This is a genomic window from Janthinobacterium sp. MP5059B (genome assembly GCF_001758645.1).
In the GTDB taxonomy this organism is placed as follows: Bacteria; Pseudomonadota; Gammaproteobacteria; order Burkholderiales; family Burkholderiaceae_D; genus Janthinobacterium; species Janthinobacterium lividum.
In genome coordinates this window covers 260021-282567 of the sequence record NZ_LRHX01000022.1, presented here as the reverse complement: position 1 = coordinate 282567, position 22547 = coordinate 260021, and the positions used below count along the sequence as shown (strand labels likewise).

16 protein-coding genes and 1 tRNA gene are annotated in these 22547 nt (G+C 63.7%); all 17 read right to left on the bottom strand.

The annotated features are described in order from the left end of the window. Positions 1-8: 8 nt before the first annotated feature. The 17 genes from JAB1_RS27200 to ggt all read right to left on the bottom strand — a co-directional run bounded on the left by JAB1_RS27200 (position 9) and on the right by ggt (position 22539). Complete coding sequence (locus JAB1_RS27200) at positions 9-1391, bottom strand: undecaprenyl-phosphate glucose phosphotransferase (protein ID WP_070282837.1); 1383 nt, start codon at positions 1389-1391, stop codon at positions 9-11. A gap of 8 nt (positions 1392-1399) precedes the next feature. Next, the gene (gene epsL, locus JAB1_RS27195) at positions 1400-2671 is read right to left on the bottom strand and encodes an XrtB/PEP-CTERM-associated polysaccharide biosynthesis outer membrane protein EpsL (RefSeq protein ID WP_070282835.1); all 1272 of its coding nucleotides are present in this window, start codon (positions 2669-2671) and stop codon (positions 1400-1402) included. A 40-nt stretch (positions 2672-2711) separates the two neighbouring features. Continuing rightward, positions 2712-3401 carry a CAAX prenyl protease-related protein gene (locus JAB1_RS27190; protein ID WP_254672268.1) on the bottom strand — a complete coding sequence of 230 codons (690 nt, stop codon included), beginning with the start codon at positions 3399-3401 and terminating at the stop codon, positions 2712-2714. Between the two features lie 149 nt (positions 3402-3550). Further along, positions 3551-5443, bottom strand: coding sequence for an ATP-binding cassette domain-containing protein (locus JAB1_RS27185; RefSeq protein ID WP_034782110.1), 1893 nt, complete (start codon positions 5441-5443; stop codon positions 3551-3553). Positions 5444-5615: 172 nt separating this feature from the next. Next, positions 5616-5690, bottom strand: a tRNA-Arg gene (locus JAB1_RS27180). A gap of 70 nt (positions 5691-5760) precedes the next feature. Then, positions 5761-6495 (bottom strand): PEP_CTERM-anchored TLD domain-containing protein, encoded by a 735-nt coding sequence (locus tag JAB1_RS27175; protein ID WP_175445124.1) that lies wholly within the window; start codon positions 6493-6495, stop codon positions 5761-5763. Positions 6496-6616: 121 nt separating this feature from the next. After that, positions 6617-7009 carry a RidA family protein gene (locus JAB1_RS27170; RefSeq protein WP_034782311.1) on the bottom strand — a complete coding sequence of 131 codons (393 nt, stop codon included), beginning with the start codon at positions 7007-7009 and terminating at the stop codon, positions 6617-6619. Positions 7010-7035: 26 nt separating this feature from the next. Beyond that, the gene (locus JAB1_RS27165) at positions 7036-8196 is read right to left on the bottom strand and encodes an acyl-CoA dehydrogenase family protein (RefSeq protein ID WP_070282725.1); all 1161 of its coding nucleotides are present in this window, start codon (positions 8194-8196) and stop codon (positions 7036-7038) included. Between the two features lies 1 nt (position 8197). Beyond that, on the bottom strand, positions 8198-9052 hold the full coding sequence (locus JAB1_RS27160; RefSeq protein ID WP_070282723.1) for an enoyl-CoA hydratase family protein: 855 nt from the start codon (positions 9050-9052) through the stop codon (positions 8198-8200). A 2-nt stretch (positions 9053-9054) separates the two neighbouring features. Next, a complete protein-coding gene (locus JAB1_RS27155; RefSeq protein WP_081345395.1) occupies positions 9055-9567 on the bottom strand; it encodes a MarR family transcriptional regulator in 513 nt (170 codons plus the stop codon). Between the two features lie 13 nt (positions 9568-9580). After that, positions 9581-10381 carry an SDR family NAD(P)-dependent oxidoreductase gene (locus tag JAB1_RS27150; RefSeq protein ID WP_070282721.1) on the bottom strand — a complete coding sequence of 267 codons (801 nt, stop codon included), beginning with the start codon at positions 10379-10381 and terminating at the stop codon, positions 9581-9583. A gap of 1 nt (position 10382) precedes the next feature. Beyond that, on the bottom strand, positions 10383-12764 hold the full coding sequence (locus JAB1_RS27145) for a bifunctional salicylyl-CoA 5-hydroxylase/oxidoreductase (RefSeq protein ID WP_070282719.1): 2382 nt from the start codon (positions 12762-12764) through the stop codon (positions 10383-10385). Continuing rightward, complete coding sequence (locus JAB1_RS27140; RefSeq protein WP_070282718.1) at positions 12761-14380, bottom strand: AMP-binding protein; 1620 nt, start codon at positions 14378-14380, stop codon at positions 12761-12763. The genes JAB1_RS27145 and JAB1_RS27140 overlap by 4 nt, the downstream gene beginning before the upstream one ends. A 93-nt stretch (positions 14381-14473) precedes the next feature. Continuing rightward, positions 14474-15184, bottom strand: coding sequence for a response regulator (locus JAB1_RS27135; protein WP_070282716.1), 711 nt, complete (start codon positions 15182-15184; stop codon positions 14474-14476). A gap of 86 nt (positions 15185-15270) precedes the next feature. After that, complete coding sequence (locus JAB1_RS27130; RefSeq protein ID WP_254672266.1) at positions 15271-19500, bottom strand: two-component regulator propeller domain-containing protein; 4230 nt, start codon at positions 19498-19500, stop codon at positions 15271-15273. A 54-nt stretch (positions 19501-19554) separates the two neighbouring features. Then, positions 19555-20724: a patatin-like phospholipase family protein gene (locus JAB1_RS27125; protein WP_034751717.1), complete on the bottom strand. Its 1170-nt coding sequence runs from the start codon at positions 20722-20724 to the stop codon at positions 19555-19557. A gap of 39 nt (positions 20725-20763) precedes the next feature. Continuing rightward, complete coding sequence (ggt, locus tag JAB1_RS27120; RefSeq protein WP_070282714.1) at positions 20764-22539, bottom strand: gamma-glutamyltransferase; 1776 nt, start codon at positions 22537-22539, stop codon at positions 20764-20766. Positions 22540-22547 lie beyond the last annotated feature (8 nt).

Here is a 22547-nt window from a genome sequence, read left to right as displayed (position 1 = left end):
CACTGCACTCAATGGGCATTGTCCCGCTTGAGCACGACTTTCACCGTGCGCATGATGATCCACAGATCCAGCCAGAGTGACCAGTTGCGCAGGTAGTCGAGGTCAAAATGAATGCGCGCTTCCATCTTGTCCAGGGTTTCTGTCTCGCCGCGCAATCCATTCACCTGCGCCCATCCCGTAATGCCGGGCTTGACCTTGTGACGCAGCATGTATCCTTTGATCAACTTACGATACTGCTCATTGTGCGCCACCGCATGGGGACGCGGCCCGACTATGCTCATGCGCCCCTGCAACACATTGATAAATTGTGGCAGTTCATCGAGTGAACTGCGACGCAGGAAACCGCCGATGCGCGTGACGCGCTGGTCGTTCTTCGTGGCCTGCACCACCTTGTCGCCATCCTCGCTGACCGTCATCGAGCGGAATTTATACACAATAATTTCCTCGCCATACAGGCCATAGCGGCGCTGGCGGAAAATCACGGGACCTTTCGAGGTCATCTTCACGGCAATGGCGATGATCAGCATCACTGGCAACAACATGATCTGGATCAGCAGGCCCAGCACGATGTCGCTGCCGCGCTTGACCATGCTGTTAAAGCCCGTGAACGGCGACTCACGGATGGCGATCACCGGCATGCCGCCCACATTGTCGAAGCGCGCCTGCATCAGGTCAAAGATATAGATATCCGGCAGGAAGTACACGGACGCCGTCGTATCCTGCAATTCATCGAGCATCTTGCGGATGCGCGGCTGGGCTGAAATCGGCTGGCTGATGAATATCATCTTGATATTATGTTCGCGCACATAGGCGGCAATATCAGCCATCTTGCCCAGCATGGGTTCACGCATCTTCTCCGGCCAGCGGTCATCGGTACGGTCGTCAAAAAAACCCCGCACGCTCATGAACAGGTTCGGATTGCGCTCCACGGTCGTGGCAAACTTCAGGCTGGCGTCATTGGCGCCAATGATGACGACCGAGCGCACTTCGCTGTCGCGGCCTGGATCGGCCACCATGCGCCGTGCGGCAAGATGACTGAGCAGCAATATGAATGGCGTCAGCAGAAACCAGGCCAGTACCAGCTCGCGGTCGAAATGGAACGCCAGTCCCGTCGCCGAGCCGAGAAAGATCAGAATCAGGGCGGTAATGCCCCAGCTGACAAAGACATCGCGGGCGTAAGCGAGCATGCGGCCGCTGCGCCACGTACGGTAGGGGTCGACATACTGAAACACCGACGATGAAATAAAAAACGCCAGAATCATCAGCACCAGCGAATAACCGGTAAAAGGCGAGCCCGACAGGACTGACAGCAGGTACAGCGTACCCATGATGATCAATGGGTCGAGGATGCGCTGGAAAAACGAAATCAGGGGTATATCATTGACCGTCATAATACTCATCAGAACTGGATGCTGGCGTTAATGGAAGCGCCTTTGGCACGGTAACTACCTGTGTTGATAATGGGAGCGCCTCTGCGCGTATCGCGGAATGCGCTGACGCCCAATTGAATATTGGGCCGCGGCGCATAAGTCAGACCGATGCTGGCCGTCTTCGTGGTGTCGTCGACATCGACGGGCAGCACCAGGCCGCTCGCCGCGGAAAAATCGCGTTTCTCGCGCCGCAGTTGCGCATCCATGCGCACCTTGGCCGAGATATCCCAGGCAGCGGCAAGGCTGGCGCCATTGTTCAAGCTACTGGTAATCAAGGAATTTTCCACTGCAGCAAATTCATGCCACAGGCTCCCCGTAAAACGCACCTTGCCGAGCGGGGCCCAGTTCACGGTGATGCGCCCATTGGCACCGCTGGAATCGCGTCCGGAAAATAGCTCGTTCTTGCGTTTCACCCAGCCGCCAAGCAACTGCACTTGCGTCACGCCGCTGAGAATCCAGTAAATATTCGCCTTCACCTCGTCCTGCTCATACCCCTGTTCAATACCGAACGCAGCCAGGTTTTCCCGGTTCGGATAGCTCCCTTTCAAATGGCGCAGTTGTATGCCGATCCGGCTTCCGCTGGCGGGCAAATAATCGAAGCCCAGCTCAATGGCATCTTCTTGCCTGTTGGAAAATCTTTGCGCAATCGAATCATAACTATATCGATCGCGCGAGAATCCCCCCCGCACGCGCCAGCTGGGATGAAAGCGCCAGCCGCCATTCGCATACTCGCGGCGTATCGTGCGCAAGTTACGTTCCGAGCTTCGCAAATCGCTGAACGGCGTCAGGGTCTGCGCATAGCTGGCACCCACATGGCCTTCGAGGTGATTCGCAATATGCCACTCGAGATCAGCCAGATAATCCTTGCCCGTGTAGTTGAGCTGGTCAAAATGATCAAAATAGACGCGTGACCACTTTACCTGCCCCGTCAGCAATTGCCGGCCGATGGGACGCTTGATCAGGAATCCCGCTTGCACCTGGCGCGAGGTATCGGAGCGCTGCCCATCAAAACCGGGCACATTGTCATCGACGCGGAACAGATTATCGTCATACGAGTACGAGGTCGCAATAAAAGGCGAAATCGTATCGCTGATGGCGGCGCCAGCCGGCAAACTGCATGCCGCGCCACCGGCCGCCAACAGCGTAGCTGGCAATATGCGCGCCAGAGCCGAAGCCAAACGGTTGCGCTGCAATCCTGGTTGCCCGATACGGGCAGGGCAATGATACGATGAAGTCAACATGGGCATTGTCTTTGAAAGAGCAAACAGTTGGTTAGCAATATTACCAGTAAGTCCAGTGGCCGCCGGAAACAATCCAGAGTCCCAGCACGCCGTTGGTGACGCCGTGCGCCAGGATGGGCGACCACAGTGACTGACTGCGCATATAAAGCAGAGTATAGGCGGCACCAGCAACAATGCCCGCCAGCCACAAATTATGTTCAAAGCCAAACAACACGACGCTGATGACAAACGCCTTGGCGCTGGCCAGGCGTGGCTGGAATTTCAGGAAGTCAGGGGCATCGATCCAGCGCAGCAGGAAGGAACGCCAGAACAGCTCCTCCATCACGGGCACCACCAGGGCGGCGCCGGCGATGCGCAGCACCACCAGGCTCCACTCGATCTGCCCGTCATTGCGCGGATCGAAGCCATCGGCGCTGCCGATCATCATCCAGCCTGCGTCCAGGTTAATCCACAACAAAAAAACAACAAGCCCGGTGGCCAGCGCCACCGCCAAGGCACGCGCGCCCAGCGGCATCCACCGCAGTTCCGTGTAGCTGCGGCGCCAATACAACAACATGCCCAGCACGACGCCGATCTTGACGGCGTACAGCCAGCGCAGGTTCTGCGCGGCAAAGCCCGCCCGGCCCAGCATGTCGGCGATAAAGATAAAGGAGAGGTAGGCCAGGAATGGCGCTACCCGGGGCAAGGCGGCGCGGTCAAACATGCTGATGCGCACCGGAGGTGGAACCACGCGCCGGACGCCGTGGTCCGGTGCGCGTGTTTTTGATAACAAACATGCATCCCCCGATGTAAAAAATATAATTATATAATTATATCAAGCTGAACCGTTGCCGTGGCAAATAATCCTAACTTAATTACAACAGGAGAGGTGGAAAACAATCAACCGTTGGCGCGCGCCTCGATCTGCTCCCACTTTTCCAGCGCTTCCAGCAGCTCGCCTTCGATCTCGGCCACGCGCGCATTCAGGCGCTTGCCTTCGGCCGGCGTCTTTTTGTAGAAGTCCGGGTGCGACAGCTCGGCGGCCAGCACCGATTGCTCGTCCTCCAGCTTGGCGATCAGTTTCGGCAACTCTTCCAGCTCGCGCTGTTCCTTGTAGCTGAGCTTTTTCTGCTTGGCGGCCGGCGCGGCAGCCTCGACCTTCACGGCCGGCTTGCTGGCGGGCGCCGTGGCGATCGGCAAGGTGCGCACGCGCTCCCAGTCCGTGTAGCCGCCAACGAATTCGCGCCACTTGCCCTCGCCTTCGGCAACGATCACTTGCGTGACCACGTTGTCGAGGAAGGTGCGGTCATGGCTGACAAGGAAAACGGTGCCCGTGTATTCTTCCAGCAACTCTTCCAGCAATTCCAGGGTATCGATATCCAAGTCATTGGTCGGCTCATCGAGCACCAGCACGTTGGCCGGCTTGGCGAACAGGCGCGCCAGCAGCAAACGGTTGCGCTCGCCACCGGACAGCGACTTGACGGGCGAACGGGCACGCTCCGGCGCGAACAGGAAATCGTTCAGGTAGGTCATCACGTGACGGCGCTGGCCATTGATCTCGACCCAGTCGCTGCCTGGCGCGATGGTTTCCATCAGGTTTGCCTCTTCGTTCAGCTGCGTGCGCATCTGGTCGAAATACGCCACTTGCAGCTTGGTGCCCAGGCGGATGGTGCCCGTGTCCGACTCTTCCTGGCCCAGAATCATCTTCAGCAAGGTGGTCTTGCCGGCGCCGTTGGCGCCGATCAGGCCCACCTTGTCGCCACGCAGGATGGTGGCGCTGAAATCCTTGACGATGACCTTGTCGCCATAGATCTTCGAGACGTTTTCCAGGTCCGCCACAATCTTGCCCGAGCGTTCGCCGGCAGATACATCCAGCTTGACCTGTCCCTGCTGTTCGCGGCGCGCATTGCGCGTCAGGCGCAGCGCTTCCAGGCGGCGCACGCGGCCTTCGTCACGCACGCGGCGGGCCTTGACGCCCTTGCGTATCCACACTTCTTCCTGCGCCAGGAACTTGTCGAACTTGGCGTTTTCCACTTCCTCGATTTCCAGCTGCTCCGCCTTGCGGGTCTGGTAAGCCGTGAAATTGCCCGGGTACGACAGCAAACGGCCGCGGTCGAGCTCGATGATGCGCGTGGCGACATTGTCGAGGAAGGAGCGGTCATGGGTAATGAACAGCACGCTACCCTTGAAGTCGCGCAACAAGCCTTCCAGCCACAGGATGGAGCTGAAGTCCAGATGGTTGGTCGGCTCGTCGAGCAGCAGCACGTCGGGCGCCGACACCAGCGCGCGCGCCAGCGCCACGCGCTTTTGCATCCCGCCGGACAGGGTTTTCATCAGCATGTCGCCCGTCAGGTTCAAACGGTCGAGTACGGTTTCCACCTTGTTCGGCAAGCTCCACGCATCGGCCGCATCGAGTTTGACCTGGATGTCGTGCATGCGTTCCATCAGTTCGTCGTCATTGCCCTGGCCGAACTGGCCCGTCAGCGCATCGTATTCCTTCAGCCACGCCTGCGATTCGCCCATGCCGGACGCGACGGCGTCGAACACGGACATGTCCGGGTCGAATTGCGGTTCCTGCTCCACATAGGCGATCTTGATGCCTTGCTGCATCACCAACAAGCCGTCATCGAGCTTGAACTTGCCCGAAATAACCTTCAACAGCGACGATTTACCCGTACCGTTGCGGCCGATCAAGCCGACCCGCTCCGAGGTTTCCAGTGAAAATTCCGCGTGATCGAGCAGCGCGACGTGACCGAACGCAAGTTGCGCCGATGAAAGAGAAATGACAGCCATAATGAGTAAGAGTGCTCGGGCGCCGTCTCGCGCACACCGCGTGGTGTGCAAAACAGCCGCCGATTGGATGAATGAAGCACGCATTGTACCGATAACTTGGACTTCAATCGCCATCGACCAGTAACTACCGCCTGGATGATCACAGGCTGCCGACGCGCGTTGCGTGGAAACGTGGTGTCGCCAGCAGGAATCGAACCTGCATTTAAGTCTTAGGAGGACCTTGTACTATCCATTGTACGATGGCGACACGCGCAGCGGCATTATACAGGCAAGCGCCCGTCATTGACAGCGTGGCAAGCGTGCGTTTGACGGGCCATTCAGGCCAGGATGTCCGGACGCCCGCGGCGCCGGACCCTGATCAGCACGCCCAGGCCAGCCAGCAGCAAGCCATAGGTGGCAGGTTCCGGTACCGCGCTGACAGTAAATATCTGGATGGCGCCAAAGGTCACATTGTTGCCCTGCCAAGTCGACCCATCGAGCAGGCTGATGCCGGAGAGGGGTTGGCCCAATGCATTATAGGTGTACAGAAAAGAGCCGCCGTTGTGCGTCAGGTCGCGCGGCACATACAAGTCATGCCCATAGCCGAAGGTGGGGCCGTAATCGGCATGATTGTACGTTTGATCCTTGCCGATTTCGTCGCCATTGAAATACTGTTTCAATTGGGGCCGCATGAAGCCTGACGTCAAATTGAACAGGAAGCCTGTACGCTGGCTATCGTCCATGGTCACATGCATGCCGTCGGTGGAACTCCAGCTTTGCGGATTGTAACCGCCAATCAGCCAGGTCTGTCCGGCGCTGTTGGTTGCTTCCATGACAGAAAAAGTACGTCCCTTGCCGTCGGATGCCTTGTGAAAATCCAGCGAGGTATCGCCCGCCGCCTTGGTATAAATATTCGTCAGCGCCAGGCGACCTTCGCCGAGCCAGGTTTCCAGCTGTGCCTGATAGCCGGGGGAGAGTAGCGACGTACCGGATCCCGCCTGCGCGCCCAGGCAAAAAACCATACCGGCCACGGCCAGAACCACATTCCTTGTCACTTTGAAATTAGTGCGCATCTCTACCTCGACTGTCAGTATTTAAAACCGGCGTATTTTCCGGTTGCCAAATATAACACGATAGATAATGTTTTTATATTTATTATTTAGATGCCGATACGCAATATTTCATAGCAGAAATTCATCCCGGCAGCACCGCCGTCACTTCGATCTCGACCTTCGCCCTGTCTTCGATCAGTCCCGCCACCTGCACCGCCGTCATGGCCGGAAAATGCTTGCCGATCAGCTCGCGGTAGGCAAGGCCGATTTGTGGATATGCCGCCACATATTCCTTCTTGTCGAGTACATACCAGTTCATGCGCACGATGTGCTCGGGCAAGGCGCCCGCCTCGGCCAGCACGGCGACGATATTCTGCAAGGCCTGGCGCACCTGTGCCGCAAAATCGTCCGTGTGGAACTGGCCCTGCGCATCCCAGCCTATCATGCCGCTGACGTACACCGTGCGCCCGCTGGCGGCAATGCCATTCGCATAGCCGCGCGGCCTGGCCCATCCCGGTGGTTGTAACACTTGCATATTGTATTCCTCGTTGTTCATGCGGTTCATGCGTCCGCTGCCTCGCGCAGCAGTTCGCGCGCGATGATCAATTGCTGTACTTCGCTGGCGCCCTCGTAGATGCGCAAGGCGCGGATTTCGCGGTACAGGCGCTCGACCGGATGATCGCTGACCACGCCCATGCCGCCAAACAGTTGCACGGCCGCGTCGATCACCTGCTGCGCCGTTTCCGTTGCCGTCAGCTTGGCCATGGCCGCTTCCTTCGTCACCTTGCGGCCCTGGTCGCGCTGCCAGGCGGCGCGGTAGGTGAGCAGCGCGGCCGCGTCGATACCGGTGGCCATCTGCGCCAATTTTGCCTGCGTCAGCTGAAAGTCCGCCAGGGTCTGGCCAAACATCTGGCGCTTTGTCGCGTGGCGCAGCGCTTCGTCAAACGCGCGCCGCGCAAAGCCCAGCGCCGCGGCGGCGACCGAGGTGCGGAACACGTCGAGTGTCGCCATCGCCACCTTGAAGCCCTGCCCCGCCTCTCCCAGGCGCTGCGACACGGGCACGCGGCAATTGACAAAGCGCAGGCGCGCCAGCGGATGCGGCGCAATGACGGCGATGCGCTCGGCGATTTCCAGCCCGGGATTGTCGGCATCGACGATGAAGGCGCTGATGCCGCGCGCGCCCGGCGCCTCGCCCGTGCGGGCGAACACCACGTAAAAGTCGGCGATGCCGCCGTTCGAGATCCACGTCTTTTCGCCGTCGAGCACATACTCGTCGCCATCGCGGCGCGCCGCGCACGCCATGGCCGCCACGTCGGAGCCGGCCTGCGGCTCGGACAGGGCAAAGGCGGCGATGCGCTTGCCGCTGGCCACGTCCGGCAAATAGCGCGCCTTGTTCTGCGCGCTGCCGAACAGGCCGATGGCGCCCGAACCGAGTCCCTGCATGGCAAAGGCGAAATCGGCCAGGCCGTTATGGCGCGCCAGGGTTTCGCGCATCAGGCAAATGGCGCGCGTATCGATCTTGCCATCGATACCCGTGGCATGCGCCAGCCAGCCGCCCTGCCCCAGCTGCGCCACCAGCGCGCGACAGGCCGCATCGACGTCGGCGCCGTGCGCGTCGTCCAGGTACTGCGTCGCCCAGGCATCAAGTTCACGTTCCAGTTCTGCATGGCGCGCTTCGAAAAACGGCCAGTCCAGGTAAGTCGTATCGCGTGTATATTGCATCTTAATCGCCCTCGAATTGCGGTGTTTCCTTCGCCACGAAGGCGTGATAGGCGCGGTGGAAATCGTTGGTGGCCATGCAAATGGCTTGCGCCTGCGCTTCCGCTTCGATGGCTTCATCAACACCCATGTTCCACTCCTGCTGCAGCATTTTTTTCGTCATGCCGTGCGCGAACGTGGGACCGCTGGCCAGGCCGGCGGCGAACAGCTGCGCCGCCTGCGCCAGTTCTTCCGGCTCGACCAGGCGGTTGAGCCAGCCCCAGCGTTCGGCCTCCGCCCCTGGCAAGGAGCGCCCCGTATACAGCAGCTCGGCGGCGCGGCCCTGGCCGATCACGCGCGGCAGCAAGGCGCAGGCTCCCATGTCGCAGCCGGCCAGGCCCACGCGGGTAAACAGGAAAGCCGTCTTGCTGCGCGCCGTGCCGATGCGGATATCGGAAGCCAGCGCCAGCATGGCGCCGGCGCCCGCGCAAATGCCGTCGATGGCGGCGATGATGGGCTGCGGGCAGGCGCGCATGGCTTTCACCACGTCGCCCGTCATGCGGGTAAACGCCAGCAGGCCTGGCATGTCGAGTTGCGTCAGGGGGCCGATGATGTCGTGCACGTCGCCGCCGGAGCAGAAATTGTCGCCGCTGCCCGTGATGACCACGGCCTTGACGTCGTCCGCATGCGCCAGCGCGCGAAACAGCTCGCGCAGTTCCGCATATGAGTCAAAAGTGAGTGGATTCTTGCGCTCGGGCCGGTGCAGGGTCAAGGTGGCGACGCCTGCGTCGACGGAAAACAGGAAATGCCGCGCGACGTAGCCAGCCAGGCTGGCGCGGTTGCCTGGCAGGTCTTGCGGCTGGCCGGGTAGATAGCGCATGGTCAATCCTTGAGGGAAGTGTTATTCAACTGCTGCTTCATGTGCGACAGCAGGTCGATCAATTGGTTTTTGTCGTCCGGCGTCACGCCGTGCAGCAGTTCCGCGATCCAGCCTTCGTGCACGCGCGCCATCTCGTCGAACGCGCGCCGGCCGGCCGGCGTCAGCTTGACGCTGTACGAGCGGCGGTCCTTCGGATCGACCACGCGCGCCACGAGTTTTTCCTGCTCCAGCTGGTCGGTGATGCCCGTGATATTGCCGCCCGTGACCATCATGCGCTTGGACAGTTCGCCCATGCGCAAGCCATCGGGAAAGCGTTCGAGCTGCGCCATCAAGTCGAAACGGGGCAAGGTGATGCCGAAGGTGGCGCGCAAGCGCGTGCGCACCTCGTTTTCAATCTTGACCGTGCATGAGAGCATGCGCAGCCACAGCTTGAGCGACTGGTGGTGGTCCTGCGTCAGCCGGCTGGCCAGGTCCAGCACGGGTTCTTCCGGTACGTTCTCGGTTTCTTTATCCATGGTCTTCATTCAGTTACATGACTTCGCCGCCGGCGACGGCGATCGATTGTCCATTCATGGCGGCCGACGCGGGCAGGCAGAGCCACGCTACCGCATCGGCCACTTCCCGTGGCTGCACCAGCCGCTGCTGCGGATTGCCGGCCGCCAGTTCCGCGCGCGCCGCGTCTTCGCCGCGCCCCGTCTTGCGCACGATGTTCTGCACGGCCTGCGCCACCATGTCCGTTTCCGTGTAGCCGGGGCAGACGGCATTGACGGTGACGCCGCGCGGCGCCACTTCCAGCGCCAGCGCGCGCGTCAGGCCGATCACGCCATGCTTGGCGGCGACATAGGCGCTGACATAGCGATAGCCTTTCAAGCCCGCCGTCGACGCCACGTTGACGACGCGCCCCCAGCCCGCTTCCAGCATGGCCGGCATGGCCGCCTGGCAGCAGTGGAACACGCCCGTCAGGTTCACGGCCAGCATCTGCTGCCAGATGGCGGCGTCCGTCTTGCCGAAGGGCGCCGCATGCGCCTGGCCCGCGTTATTGATCAAGATATCGATGCGGCCGAAATGCGCGGCAGCCTGCGCGAAGCCCGCCTGCACGGACGCGTCCACGCTCACGTCGAGCACGCAGATGGCGACCCTGCCCGCATGGCCCGCCTCTTCCAGCTGCATGCGCGCGCGCGCCAGCCGCGCGCCATCGCGCCCGGCCAGGGTCACGCGGGCTCCCGCCTCCAGCAAGGCGCTCGCGCAGGCGAAGCCGATGCCGCTGCCGCTGCCCGTCACCAGCGCATGTTTTCCTGATAATGCGTCCATCGATGCTTCCTTGCTCATGTCATCCTTCCAGCAGCCGCGCGGCCACCTGTTGCGGGGTGAGGCCCGTACTGGCGGCGGCCAGCTGGCGCTCGCGCTGCAGATTGCGTTCCAGCTGCTGCTGGCCCGGCCGGTACTGTTTCGGCCAAGCCGCTCCGGCGCCAGCGCCGCCGTAGCCGATGCGCGCCATTTCCGTCAGGGTCCAGGCGGGGTTGGCCAGGTGCGGCCGGCCCACGGCGCACAGGTCGGCGCGCCCTGCGGCGATGATGCTGTTGGCGTGGTCCGCTTCGAAGATCGAGCCGACGGCCATGCTGGCGATGCCCGCCTCGTTGCGCACGCGGTCGGCAAACGGCGCCTGGAACATGCGCCCGTACACGGGCTGTTCGAGCTTGCTGACCTGGCCCGAGGAACAGTCGATCAGGTCGGCGCCTGCCTGCTTGAACAGGCGGGCGATCAGTACCGCATCGTCGGGCGTGATGCCGCCTTCGACCCAATCGTGGGCCGAGATGCGCACGCTCATGGGTTTATCCTGCGGCCAGGCGGCGCGCATGGCGCGAAACACGCGCAGCGGATAGCGGCAGCGGTTTTCCAGGCTGCCGCCATATTCGTCCGCGCGGCGGTTGGTCAGCGGCGAGATAAAACTCGACAGCAAATAGCCATGCGCGCAGTGCAGTTCCAGCCAGTCGAAATCGGCGACGGCCGCAGCCAGGGTGGCGCGCACGAAATCCTGCTCGATGCGCGCCAGGTCGCTTTCCGTGGCCGCCCGCGCCACCTGCGACACGCCCGCCAGATACTGCTGTTCCGACGCCGCCAGCAGCGTCCAGTTATCCTCTTTCAAGGGCAGATCGATGCCATCCCACATGGGCCGCGTCGAGCCTTTCGGCCCCGCGTGGCCCAGCTGCAGGGCGATCTTCGCATCGCTGTTCGCATGCACGAAATCGACGATGCGGCGCCAGGCTTGCGTATGCGCTTCGCTGTACATGCCGGGACAAGCGGGCGTGATGCGCGCATCGGCCGACACGCACGTCATCTCGGCAAACACGAGCCCCGCACCGCCCATGGCGCGCGCGCCCAGGTGCATCAGATGGTAGTCGCCCGCCACGCCATCGACGGCGCTGTACTGCGCCATCGGCGAGACAGCGATGCGGTTTTTCAGCAGCACGCCGCGCAGGCGGAAGGGCGTGAGCATGGGCGGCAAAGCCTCGTCCCGCATCTCCACGCCAGCCTGCTCGCCCGCGCGCCGCGCCAGCCATTGTTCATAGCCGGCCACGTAGGCAGGGTCGCGCAGGCGCAGGTTTTCATGCGAAATGCGCTGGCTGCGCGTGAGCATGGAATAGGCGAACTGCGGCGCTTCCATGGCGCTGTAGCGCTCGACGTTTTCAAACCACTCCATGGAATTGCGCGCCGCACTCTGGATTTTCAGCACCTCGATGGCGCGCAACTGCTGGTAGGCGGCCAGCGCCGCAGCCGTCTCGGCATGCTGATCGAAGCAACGCGCCAGCTCGATGGCGTCTTCCAGCGCCAGCTTGGTGCCCGAGCCTATGGAATAATGGGCCGTGTGGGCCGCATCGCCCATCATCACGACGGGCACGCCGTCCTGTACATGCACCCATTGCCGGCAGACGATGCGGGGAAAGGTGATCCACTGGGCCGAACCGCGCAAGTGCGGCGAATTGCTCAGCAGGCCATGGCCGTCGAGTTCCTCGGCGAACAGGGCTTCGCAAAAGGCGATGCCCTCTTCCTGGCTCATGGCATCCAGGCCCGCCGCCCGCCACACGTGTTCGGGCGTTTCAACGATGAAGGTCGAGGTCTCGCCGTCATACTGGTAGATATGCGCCTGAAACCAGCCGTGTGGCGTCTGGCGGAAGGCAAACGTGAACGCTTCGAATTTCTTGCGCGTGCCCAGCCAGACGAAGCGGCAATGGCGCTGCTCGATCTCGGGCTGGTAGCTGGCCGCATAGCGCGTGCGGATGCGGCTGTTCAAGCCGTCGCTGGCGATCACCAGGTCGGCGCCGTACTGGCGCGCGATGGCCTGGTCGTCCTGCACCTCCGTCTCGAATACCAGCTGCACGCCGAGTTCCTCGCAGCGCGCCTGCAGGATATTGAGCAGGCGCTTGCGGCCGATGCCGCAAAAGCCATGGCCGCCGGAACGCACGGTCTCGCCCTTGAAGTGGATCTCGATATCCTCCCAGTGGTTGAACGCCTGCAGGATGGCGCGCGCAGTCGGCTCGTCCGCATTGGCCAGGTTGCCCAGCGTCTGGTCGGAAAACACCACGCCCCAGCCAAACGTGTCGTACGGGCGGTTGCGCTCGATGACGGTGATGCAGTGATCCGGGTTCTGCTTTTTCATGAGCAGGCTGAAATACAGGCCGGCGGGACCGCCGCCGATGCAGACAATATTCATGCGGTGTCCGTGCGAAGTTTGAAGCGCTGCAGCTTGCCCGTTTCCGTGCGCGGCAGGGAAGGCAGGAAACGGATGGCGCGCGGATATTTATACGGGGCGATCTGCTGGCGCACGAAGTCCTGCAGTTCGGCTGCCAGCAGGTCGCTGGCCTGGCAGCCCTCCTTCAGCACGATGTGCGCCTCGACGATCTGGCCACGCTCGGCATCGGCGCGCCCGACCACGCCGCATTCGGCCACGGCCGGGTGGCGCAGCAGCGCCTCTTCCACTTCCGGACCGGCGATGTTGTAGCCGGCCGAGACGATCATGTCGTCGCTGCGCGAGCGGTAATAGAAATAGCCGTCGGCATCCATCTCGAAGGTGTCGCCCGTCAGGTTCCAGCCATTCTGCACATACTCGCGCTGGCGCGGGTCGGACAGGTAGCGGCAACCGGTGGGGCCTTTCACGGCCAGGCGGCCCGTCACGCCGGGCGGCTGCGGCACGCCGGCGTCATCGACGATGCACGCCTGGTAGCCGGGAATCGCCTTGCCGATGGCGCCGCGGCGGATGCCCTCGCCCGTGGCGGAAATGAAGATATGCAGCATCTCGGTGGCGCCGATGCCGTCCGTCATGGCCAGGCCCGTCGCCGCCTGCCAGGCGTCGCGCGTGGCCAGCGGCAGCGCCTCGCCGGCCGACACGGACAAACGCAGGCTGCGCAGATCGTGGCTGGCCGCCAGGGGCGCCATCTGGCGGTAAAAGGTAGGCGCCGTGAAGCAGATCGTGGCTTGATAGGCGCCGATGGCGCGCAACAGGCCGTCGGGCGTGAGTTTTTCCAGCAGCACGGTGGCCGCGCCAAAGCGCAGGGGGAACAGCAGCAAGCCGCCGAGGCCAAAGGTGAACGCCAGCGGCGGCGTGCCGATGAAGATATCGTCGGCGCGCACCTGCAGCATGGAGCGGGGAAAGCAGTCGCAGATGGCCAGCAGGTCGCGGTGCATGTGCATGGTGCCTTTGGGGATGCCCGTCGTGCCCGAGGTAAAGCTGATCAGGCAGACGTCGTCGGCCGCCGTGTCGCATGCGGAAAATGGCGCATCGTGGGCCGCCATGCGCTGCTCCAGTTCCGTGTCGTCGGCGCCAAAGCACAGCATGGGCGGCACGGACGCCAGCGCGTCAAGTTCCGCGCGCAAGCCCTGCGCGCACAGCACGGCGTTCACTTCCGCCTTGGCCAGGATGGCGGACAGTTCGCGCGCGCGCAGCAGCGGCATGGTGGGCACGGCGATGCAGCCGGCTTTCAGCACGGCCAGCAGGCAGGCGGCCATCATGGGCGTATTCGCGCCGCGCAGCAGCACGCGGTTGCCGGGGATCAGATGCAGGTCGCTGCGCAGCACGTGGGCGATGCGGTCGACCTGCCGCGCCAGCTGCGCATAGGTCCAGCGCTGGCCGTCGGCAAGGATGGCGGTGCGCTCGCCACCGCCGCCGGCCACGGCCACATCAAGCAGCGCGGCGACGCAATTGAGACGCGGCGGATACTGCAGCTCGGGCAAGTCCAGGCACAGCTGCGGCCAGAGTTCGCGCGGCGGCAAGTGCGTGTGGGCAAAGTCGTCCTGGGGAGATGCGGTGGTAGGCGAAGGGTCGCTGCTCATGCTCATCCTGGCTGATAGCGGGCGCGTGCACAAGGCCCGGAAGCAGATACTTTAAACCTAAAGTATTTTTCCAGCAAGCGGAAAACAGCAATTTCAGTCGACGCCGTCCTGCTGCCGCAGCAAACGCGCCTGCTGCGCCACGCTGCGGGCCAGCGCGGCCAGGGCCGCTTGTATCTGGTCGCCATCGAGCACCGAGGCCCGCAGCAGGGCCATCATGCCCGCTTCCGCGCCATGCAAGCCGAGGGTGCGGCAACCGAGGTGCAGCCGTTCGAGCTGCTGGCGCGCCTGGGCCGGTTCGCCGCGTGCCAGCAAGGCATCGACCTGTTCGCCGGCGGCGACTATCTGCCCCTGGAAGCCCGTCAGATACGCCAGCAGGCGTTCGCTGTCGATGCCCAGCCGCTGCAGCGTGTCGCGCGGCGCCTCGGCCGGCAAGGCCGAGACGTCGAAGCAGGCGTCGATATGCTGGCGCACCTGCTCCGGCTGGAAAGGCTTGACGATATAGCCGGCAGCACCTGCCTGCACGGCGTCACGCACCGTGTCATGGTCATTGGCCGACGATACCAGCACGAGCGGCATGGCATCGAGCGCGCTGTCGGAGCGGATTTTCTGCAGCAGCTCCATGCCGGACAGGCGCGGCATGCGCAAATCGCAGAAGCACAGTGACGGACGCAAGCCGCCTTCGAGCTGCTCCCACGCGGCCGCACCATCTTCGGCTTCCACGATATCGTGCACGCCGCAACTGTCGATCAAATGCATCAATACCATGCGCGACACGACATCATCGTCAACCACCAGTACTTTCATTGCTTTCTCCATTGGCGGCAACGTCAAGGTGCCTGGCCGTATTCTACCCAGTTTCGCCGCGCGCTCGATGGCCGGCATTGCCTATTTTACATTTCCTTGCCCGAAACGGCTATTTGCGCCAACAGTGCGCGCAATTGCGGCAAATGCACGGCCACTTGCGTCCAGCGCCCGCCGTCCGCCGCCTCTTCCATTTCCGTGCACAGCATGTGCAGCTGCGTTTCATCGAGATAGGCGGCGCTGCCCTTCAAGCCATGCAGCAGGCGCCCGGCGTTTTCCTTGTCCTGCGCCGCCAGGGCGGCATCGAGTTCACGCAGGCGTCCCTCCAGGTCGGCGACAAAGGCGACGCGGATGCGCCGTTGCAGTTCGCCGCTGCGGATGGACTGGGACGGCGCCGGAACGGGAATCGCCGGCGCGATGCCGAACAGGGCATCGAGTTCGGCCTGTCCCCGCGCCGCGCCGCGCGGCACGTTCGACGGCATGCGCGGCAACATGAAGCCGCGCTGCAGCTGGCGCTCGATGGCGCGCGCCAGCAAGCCATGCAGCGCCGCCTCGTCCACGGGCTTGCTGAGGAAATCATCCATGCCGACGCCGAGATAGCGGCTGCGGTCTTCTTCGCTGGCATTCGCCGTCAGGGCCACGATCATCAGTTCCTGGTCGCGCACGGGCTGGTCCGGCCAGCCGCCCACGCGGATCAGGCGCGTCGCCGTCGCCCCATCCATCTCCGGCATGCGCCCGTCCATCAGGATCAGGTCATAGCGCGTATGCACGCAGGCCGCCACCGCCAGCACGCCGTTGGCGACCACGTCGACCCGGTGCCCCAGCTCTTCGAGCATGACGCGGATGATGATCTGGTTGGTGGGGAAGTCTTCCGCGCACAGCACGCGCAACTGGTGGCTGTGCGGCGCCAGCGCCACCTGCGGCACCAGCGGCGGCGCCACGCCATCGGCCAGCGGCAAGGTGAAGGCAAACGTGCTGCCCTGCCCCGGCGTGCTGGCCACCTCGATCTCGCCATCCATCAGTTCGACCAGCTGGCGGCAGATCGCCAGGCCCAGTCCCGTGCCGCCGTAGCGCCGCGTGGTGCTGGCGTCGGCCTGCTCGAACTTCTGGAACAGGCGCGCCATGGCTTCCGCATCGATGCCGATGCCGCTGTCGCTGACGGTGAAGCGGATCAGGTTGACCTTGCGTCCGCCGCTGCCGCTGGCCACGCCGGCACGCTCGACGCACACGCTGACGCCGCCGCGCTGGGTGAACTTGAAGGCATTGCCGACCAGGTTGACCAGCACCTGGCGCAAGCGGGTCGGGTCACCCACCACGAAGGGCGGCAGGTCGGGCGCGAAGTCGATGGAGAAACCGATGCTGCGCGCGGCCGCCTGCTCCTCGAACAGGCTGACGACCGTCTCGATCGCCGCGCCGAGCGCGAAGTCAATGTTTTCGATGCTCAGCTTGCCCGCCTCGATCTTGGAAAAATCGAGCAAGTCATTGATGATCACCAGGAGCGACTGGGCATTGGCCTGGCCGCGCAGGATCTGCTCGCGCGTGGCGTCGTGCAGCTGCTCGTCGCGCAGGGCAAAGCCCAGCATGCCGATCACGCCGGCCAGCGGCGTGCGCATCTCGTGGCTCATGTTGGCCAAAAATTCCGACTTCTGGCGCGTCGCATCCTCGGCCTTGCGCTTGGCCTGGCGCAGGCTTTCCTCGTTTTTCGTCAGGCTGCTGTTCACTTGCGCCAGCTTTTCCGACTGGGCCAGCACTTCGATTTCCTTGCTCTGCAACTCGGCCGTGCGTTCGCTGACCTGCTTTTCCAGTTCATTCTGTTGATGCCGCAGCGCGCGCACGCGCTGGCGGTAAGCGCCATAAATGGCGCCCAGCAGCAGCACCGCCATCAGGGTGCGGAACCACCAGGTTTTCCAGAACGGCGGCAGGATCGTGATGGCCAGGGTGGCGCCGCTCTCGTTCCACACGCCGTCCTTGTTGGCCGCCTTGACGCGAAACACGTAGTTGCCGGCATCGAGGTTGGTATAGGTGGCAAAGCGCCGCCCCGCATCCGTCATGACCCAGTCCTGGTCGAAGCCTTCGAGCCGGTAGGCGAACATGTTGCGCTGGGGCGCGGCGAAATGCAGGGCCGCGAATTCCAGCGAAAAGACGCTTTCGCGGCTGGTCAGCACGAGGTTGCGCGTGTGGTCGATGGCCGCCTTGAGCACGTGCGCGAACTCGCCGCGGCCGATGGCCACCGGCTTGTTGAAGATCTGCAGTTCCGTGATGGCCACCAGCGGCGGCACGCGGTTGTCGTGGATATCCTGCGGCACGAACGCCGTCATGCCGTTGAAGCCGCCGAAATACATGGTCCCGTCCAACGCGCGCAAGGCGGCGCCATCGAAGTACGAGCCTTCCACCGTGCCATCGGCGCTGTCGTAGTTGCGAAACAGGCCGCTGCGCATGTCGAGCCGCGTGATGCCGCTATTCGTGCTCAGCCATAGCTGCTCGTTGTCGTCGCCGAGGATGCTGGCGACGGCGTCGTCGGCCATGCCATCCTTGCGCAGGAAGCGCCGGAAACGGATCTCGCCCTTGGCATCGACGTCCATGCGGTTCAAGCCATTGGCCGTGCCCACCCACAGCACGCCGCGCTTGTCTTCGTGCAGGAAATGCACTTCATCGTGGCTCAGGCTATGCGGGTTTTGCGGATCGTGGCGGAAATGGCGGAAGTGGCCGCTGGCGCGGTCCAGCAAGTCCAGACCGTGGAAGGAACCGATCCACAGGCGCCCCTTGCCGTCTTCCAGCACGGGCCGCACCATGTTGTCGGACAGGCTGTTCGGGTTGGCCGGGTCGTGGCGGTAGGTGGTGAAGCGCTTGGTGACGGGGTCGAAGCGGTGCACGCCGCCCCGCGTCGAGACCCACAGCATGCCGCTGCGGTCGCTCACGATATTGCGGATGGTGTCGCTGTTCGGGTCGCCGGCGGCAAAGCGCATGGTGAAGAAGCGCCCCAGTGCGGGATCGAAGCGGTGCAAGCCCGTCGAGCCGCCCACCCACAGGGTGCCGTCCGGCGCCTTGTACAGGGTAGTGACCTGTTCGTCGCGCGACATGCCGGGAGAACTGCGCAGGTCGAACAGGCGCGAGCTGCCGTCGCGCGTGTCATACAGTTTCAGGCCGCCCTTGGTGGCCAGCCACAGCTTGCCATTGCCCGCGTCGGCCACGGCGCGCACTTTCTTGTCCGCCAGCGCGCCCACATCGCCGGGCGCGCGCGCCATGCGTGAAAAGCCGCCGCTGCCCAGGTCGACCCGGCTCACGCCGTTGTACCAGGAGCCGACCCAGAAGGTGCCGGCGCGGTCGCGGTACAGCGACGACAGCTGGTTGTCGGCGACGCTGTATTTGTCGCCCGTCTGATGCCGGTACTGCAGGAAGGTGTCGCTCTCGGGCAGCCAGCGGAACAGGCCATCGGCATTGCTGCCCAGCCAGACAGTGGCGTCGACATCCTGGTACAGGCTGGCGACGCGGATGGCGGAAAAGCCATTTTTCTCACCGAAGCGCACTCTTGCCTGCGGCGGCTGGCCGGCGGCGCCCAGGCGCCAGCGCTCGGCACCGGCCATGGTGCCGATCCACAGGTTCTGCTGGCGGTCGATCAGCAGCGACTGGATCACGTTGTACTTCGAGCCGGGCTCCGTGTCGACGGCAAAATGCTCGAAGCGCTCGCTGCCCGGCGCCAGCATGTCCAGGCCCGTTACCGTGCCGATCCACAGGCGCTGCTGCGCGTCCAGCGCCAGCGCCTTGATTTCATTGTCGCCCAGGCTGTGCGGGTTTCCCTCTTCATGGTGCCAGGTACGGAAGACGCCCGTGGCGGGATCGAAATGCTGCAAGCCGTCCGAGGTGGCGATCCAGAAGCCGCGCGCGCCATCTTCGAGAATGGCGTGGATATGCCGGTTGCCATTGCCGCGCTTGCTCTTTTCAGCCGGGACGTAATGGATGAAGGTCTGGCTGGCGGCATCGAAGCGGTCCAGGCCATTGTCGGTACCGACCCACAACTGGCCCTGGCTGTCGACATGCAGTTCGCCCACCCAGTTGTCGGCCAGGCTGGTCTTGTCGCCTTCGATATTCTTGTAGACGACCATGCGGTAGCCATCGTAGCGGCTCAAGCCAGACTGGCTGCCGAACCACATATAGCCCTGCCGGTCCTGGGCGATGGCCAGCACCGATTCCTGCGCCAGGCCCTGGTCGACGCTGAGCTGATCGAAACGCAGGGTGGGCGCAGGCGCCGCCGCGGCCGGGCCGCCCAGCAGCAGAATTAACAGTAAGGCAACATCGTAAACACGTCGAAATACCAGCACAATCGTCCTGTCAAAAAAAACGCGAAAAACCCGCACGCCGCTCCAAGGGCCGTCTCAGGAACCAAAGAACGCCAGGACATCATCCTTGCGGGCTTGCGTATCGCGCTGTCCAAGACGGATCAGCTCGTTAGTATACGTCGATTCGAACAATAAATACGATGCCAGCGCCGCGCCGCGCGCTTCCGCCGCGCCGATGCCCGACAACATGGTGCGGATGGGACGGGGCAGACTGCCGATATGCCGGCTGGCGATGGCGTCGAGCCGTTCGGACGGCGCGATGACCAGCAATTCCACCGGCCGCAAGGCCGTCTTGCCCAGCAATTCGGGCGGCAGCATCGACAGGGTCAGGTTGATGCGGTTCAGGCGCTCGATGTCGACGGCCAGGCCATCGAGGAAGATCGACGACAGCGCATGGCCGGCGATCTGCGCCAGGCTCGGGTAGCGCGCCGCCTCGGACGCGGCGGGCGCCGGTTCCGTCATGCGCCCCGCGCCCACCACCAGCACCTTGTTCGCGCCCAGGTGGATCGCCGGCGAGATCGGCGCCAGCTGGCGCATGGAGCCATCGCCGCAGTACTCGCGCTGGCCGCCCACATACAGGGGCACGGCAGGAAAGATGAAGGGGATGGCGGCCGAGGCAAGCAAGTGCTCCACGCCGATCTGGTCCGGCAGGGCCAGGCGCTGCGTGCGCACCCACGGCGCGATATCCTCGGCCGTCTGGTAAAACGTCATGTGGCGGCTGCCCGAATACGACGACGCCGTCACGGCCAACGCATGCAGCAAGCCGTCAGCCAGGGCCGCGTCCAGGCGCGGCAAGTCGAGCATACGGTGCAGCAGGCTGACCAGCGGGGTATTGTCGAGCAGGGAACTGGGCGGCGACGCATGCCACTGGCGCAGCAGCCAGCCGAACGACAGCAACGACAGCCAGCGCGCGCCCGAGCGGATCACGCCCAGTGAATCGGCCCGATACACTTGCTCGACTTCGATGTGCTGCCACACGTCGAGCAGCTTTTGCACGCCTTCGCCGAAGTTATCCGCGCGGCAGGCCAGCGCCGTGGCGTTGATGGCGCCGGCCGAGGTGCCGCAGATGATGTCGAACGGGTTGCGCGCCGGCGCCCAGCCCGCTTCCCACAGAATCGCTGAAATCGCCTGCAGCACGCCCACCTGGTAGGCGGCACGGGCGCCTCCTCCCGTCAGTATCAAGCCTGTTTTATTTTGCATTCCCATGCCGGCAGATTAGCAGGGTCTTGATACTTTGTGGAAATTTCAGTCGCCGCGCACCATGCCTTCCCTGCGTGGGTCGGCGCCGCCAAACCAGAAATCCTTGCCATGCGCATTCAGGCGCATGATGCCCTGCAAGCCGGAATTCTGTTCGATGACGCGCACCTCGTGGCCCATCGCCTGCAGCGCCTCGACTTGCGCGGCAGGCGCGCGGCCCTTTTCCAGTTCCGTCGGGCCGTTGCGGCTGCCAAAGTTCGGCAGGTTGATCGCCTGCTGCACGTTCATGCCCCAGTCCATGGTGCCGACCAGGACCTTGGCGACATAATTGATGATGGACGAGCCGCCGGGCGAACCCGTCGCCAGCACCAGCTTGTGCGTGCCCTTCTCGAACACGAGGGTGGGCGACATGGCGCTGCGCGGACGCTTGCCCGCCTCGACCCGGTTGGCAATCGGGCCGTCCGCGTCGCGCGAATCGAACGAGAAATCCGTCAGCTGGTTATTCAGCAAAAAGCCGTCGACCATCTGGCGCGAGCCGAACGCGTCTTCCACGCTGGTGGTCATCGACAGGCCGCCGCCAAAGGCGTCCACGGCCACCAGGTGCGAGGTCGACGGGCGCTGCAAGGCGTTGTCCATGCCCCACGCCACCTGCATGCCTGGCGGCGTGCCGGGCATGGCCTTGCCCATGGATTTGTCGCCGATCAGCGAGGCGCGCTGCGCCAGATAGGTTTTATCGAGCATCGAGGCGATACCGTTGCCTGGCAGCGGCACGAAGTCCGTGTCGGCCACGTAGCGGTTGCGGTCCGCGTAGGCCAGGCGCCCCGCTTCCGAGAACAGGTGGATCGCTTGCGCATCGAGCACGCCGTCGACGGGCGCATACGGCCGGATATCCTTCACTTCCAGCATGCCCAGCATCTGCGCGATGGCGATGCCGCCCGACGATGGCGGCGGCATGCCGCACACGGTCCATGCCTTGTAATCGCTGCAGACGGGTTCACGCACCTTGGCCCGGTAGCCGGAGATATCTTGCGCCGTCAGCTTGCCCGGATTGGTCGGATGCGCCGCCACCTTGGCGGCGATGTCGCGCGCGATGCGGCCCTGGTAAAAAGCGTCGGCGCCGCCACGGGCGATCTCGCGCAGGGTGCGCGCCAGTTGCGGGTTTTTCAGCACGTGGCCGACGGGCCAGGCCTTGCCCTCTTTATCATAGAAATAGGCGGCGGCGACAGGGTCGCGCTTCAGGGCCTGGTCCCAATTCAACAGGCCGTTGAGGCGCTGGCTGACGGGAAAGCCGCCGTGCGCCAGCTTGATGGCGGGGCCGAACAGGGTCGCCCACGGCAGCTTGCCGTGTTCCTTGTGCGCCAGTTCCAGCATGCGCAGCACGCCCGGCGCGCCCACGGAACGCCCGCCCACCACGCCCGTGGCGCGCGAGACGGGGCTGCCGTCCGCATTCTGGAACAGGTGCTCATCGGCGCTAGCAGGCGCCGTTTCGCGTCCGTCGAACGCCTGCACGCCCTTGGCCGTGGAATACAGCAGGAAGGCGCCGCCGCCGATACCCGACGACTGCGGTTCGACCAGGGTCAGGACCAACTGCGTGGCGATGGCCGCGTCGATGGCGCTGCCGCCCTTTTTCAGCATCTGGTAGCCCGCATCGGCGGCCAGCGGATTGGCGGCGGCGACCATGAATTTCTGCGCGGCCCAACCCGATTTTTCCGCATACGCGGTAGCGATTTCCGGCGCCTTTTGCGGCACCTCGGCAAATACGGGACTGGCAGCCAGGGCTCCCAGCAAGGTCAGGCTCAGCGCCAGCGGCTTCAATGTGATCATGGATTCTC

Coding starts and splice junctions, on each gene's coding strand:
- JAB1_RS27160 (WP_070282723.1), bottom strand. CDS start 9,052: ATGCGCTATCTACCCGGCCAGCCGCAAGACCTGCCAGGCAACCGCGCC.
- JAB1_RS27140 (WP_070282718.1), bottom strand. CDS start 14,380: ATGAGCAGCGACCCTTCGCCTACCACCGCATCTCCCCAGGACGACTTT.
- JAB1_RS27170 (WP_034782311.1), bottom strand. CDS start 7,009: ATGCAAGTGTTACAACCACCGGGATGGGCCAGGCCGCGCGGCTATGCG.
- JAB1_RS27185 (WP_034782110.1), bottom strand. CDS start 5,443: ATGGCTGTCATTTCTCTTTCATCGGCGCAACTTGCGTTCGGTCACGTC.
- JAB1_RS27175 (WP_175445124.1), bottom strand. CDS start 6,495: ATGCGCACTAATTTCAAAGTGACAAGGAATGTGGTTCTGGCCGTGGCC.
- JAB1_RS27145 (WP_070282719.1), bottom strand. CDS start 12,764: ATGAATATTGTCTGCATCGGCGGCGGTCCCGCCGGCCTGTATTTCAGC.
- JAB1_RS27200 (WP_070282837.1), bottom strand. CDS start 1,391: ATGACGGTCAATGATATACCCCTGATTTCGTTTTTCCAGCGCATCCTC.
- ggt (WP_070282714.1), bottom strand. CDS start 22,539: ATGATCACATTGAAGCCGCTGGCGCTGAGCCTGACCTTGCTGGGAGCC.
- JAB1_RS27165 (WP_070282725.1), bottom strand. CDS start 8,196: ATGCAATATACACGCGATACGACTTACCTGGACTGGCCGTTTTTCGAA.
- JAB1_RS27135 (WP_070282716.1), bottom strand. CDS start 15,184: ATGAAAGTACTGGTGGTTGACGATGATGTCGTGTCGCGCATGGTATTG.
- epsL (WP_070282835.1), bottom strand. CDS start 2,671: ATGTTGACTTCATCGTATCATTGCCCTGCCCGTATCGGGCAACCAGGA.
- JAB1_RS27150 (WP_070282721.1), bottom strand. CDS start 10,381: ATGAGCAAGGAAGCATCGATGGACGCATTATCAGGAAAACATGCGCTG.
- JAB1_RS27155 (WP_081345395.1), bottom strand. CDS start 9,567: ATGGATAAAGAAACCGAGAACGTACCGGAAGAACCCGTGCTGGACCTG.
- JAB1_RS27125 (WP_034751717.1), bottom strand. CDS start 20,724: ATGGGAATGCAAAATAAAACAGGCTTGATACTGACGGGAGGAGGCGCC.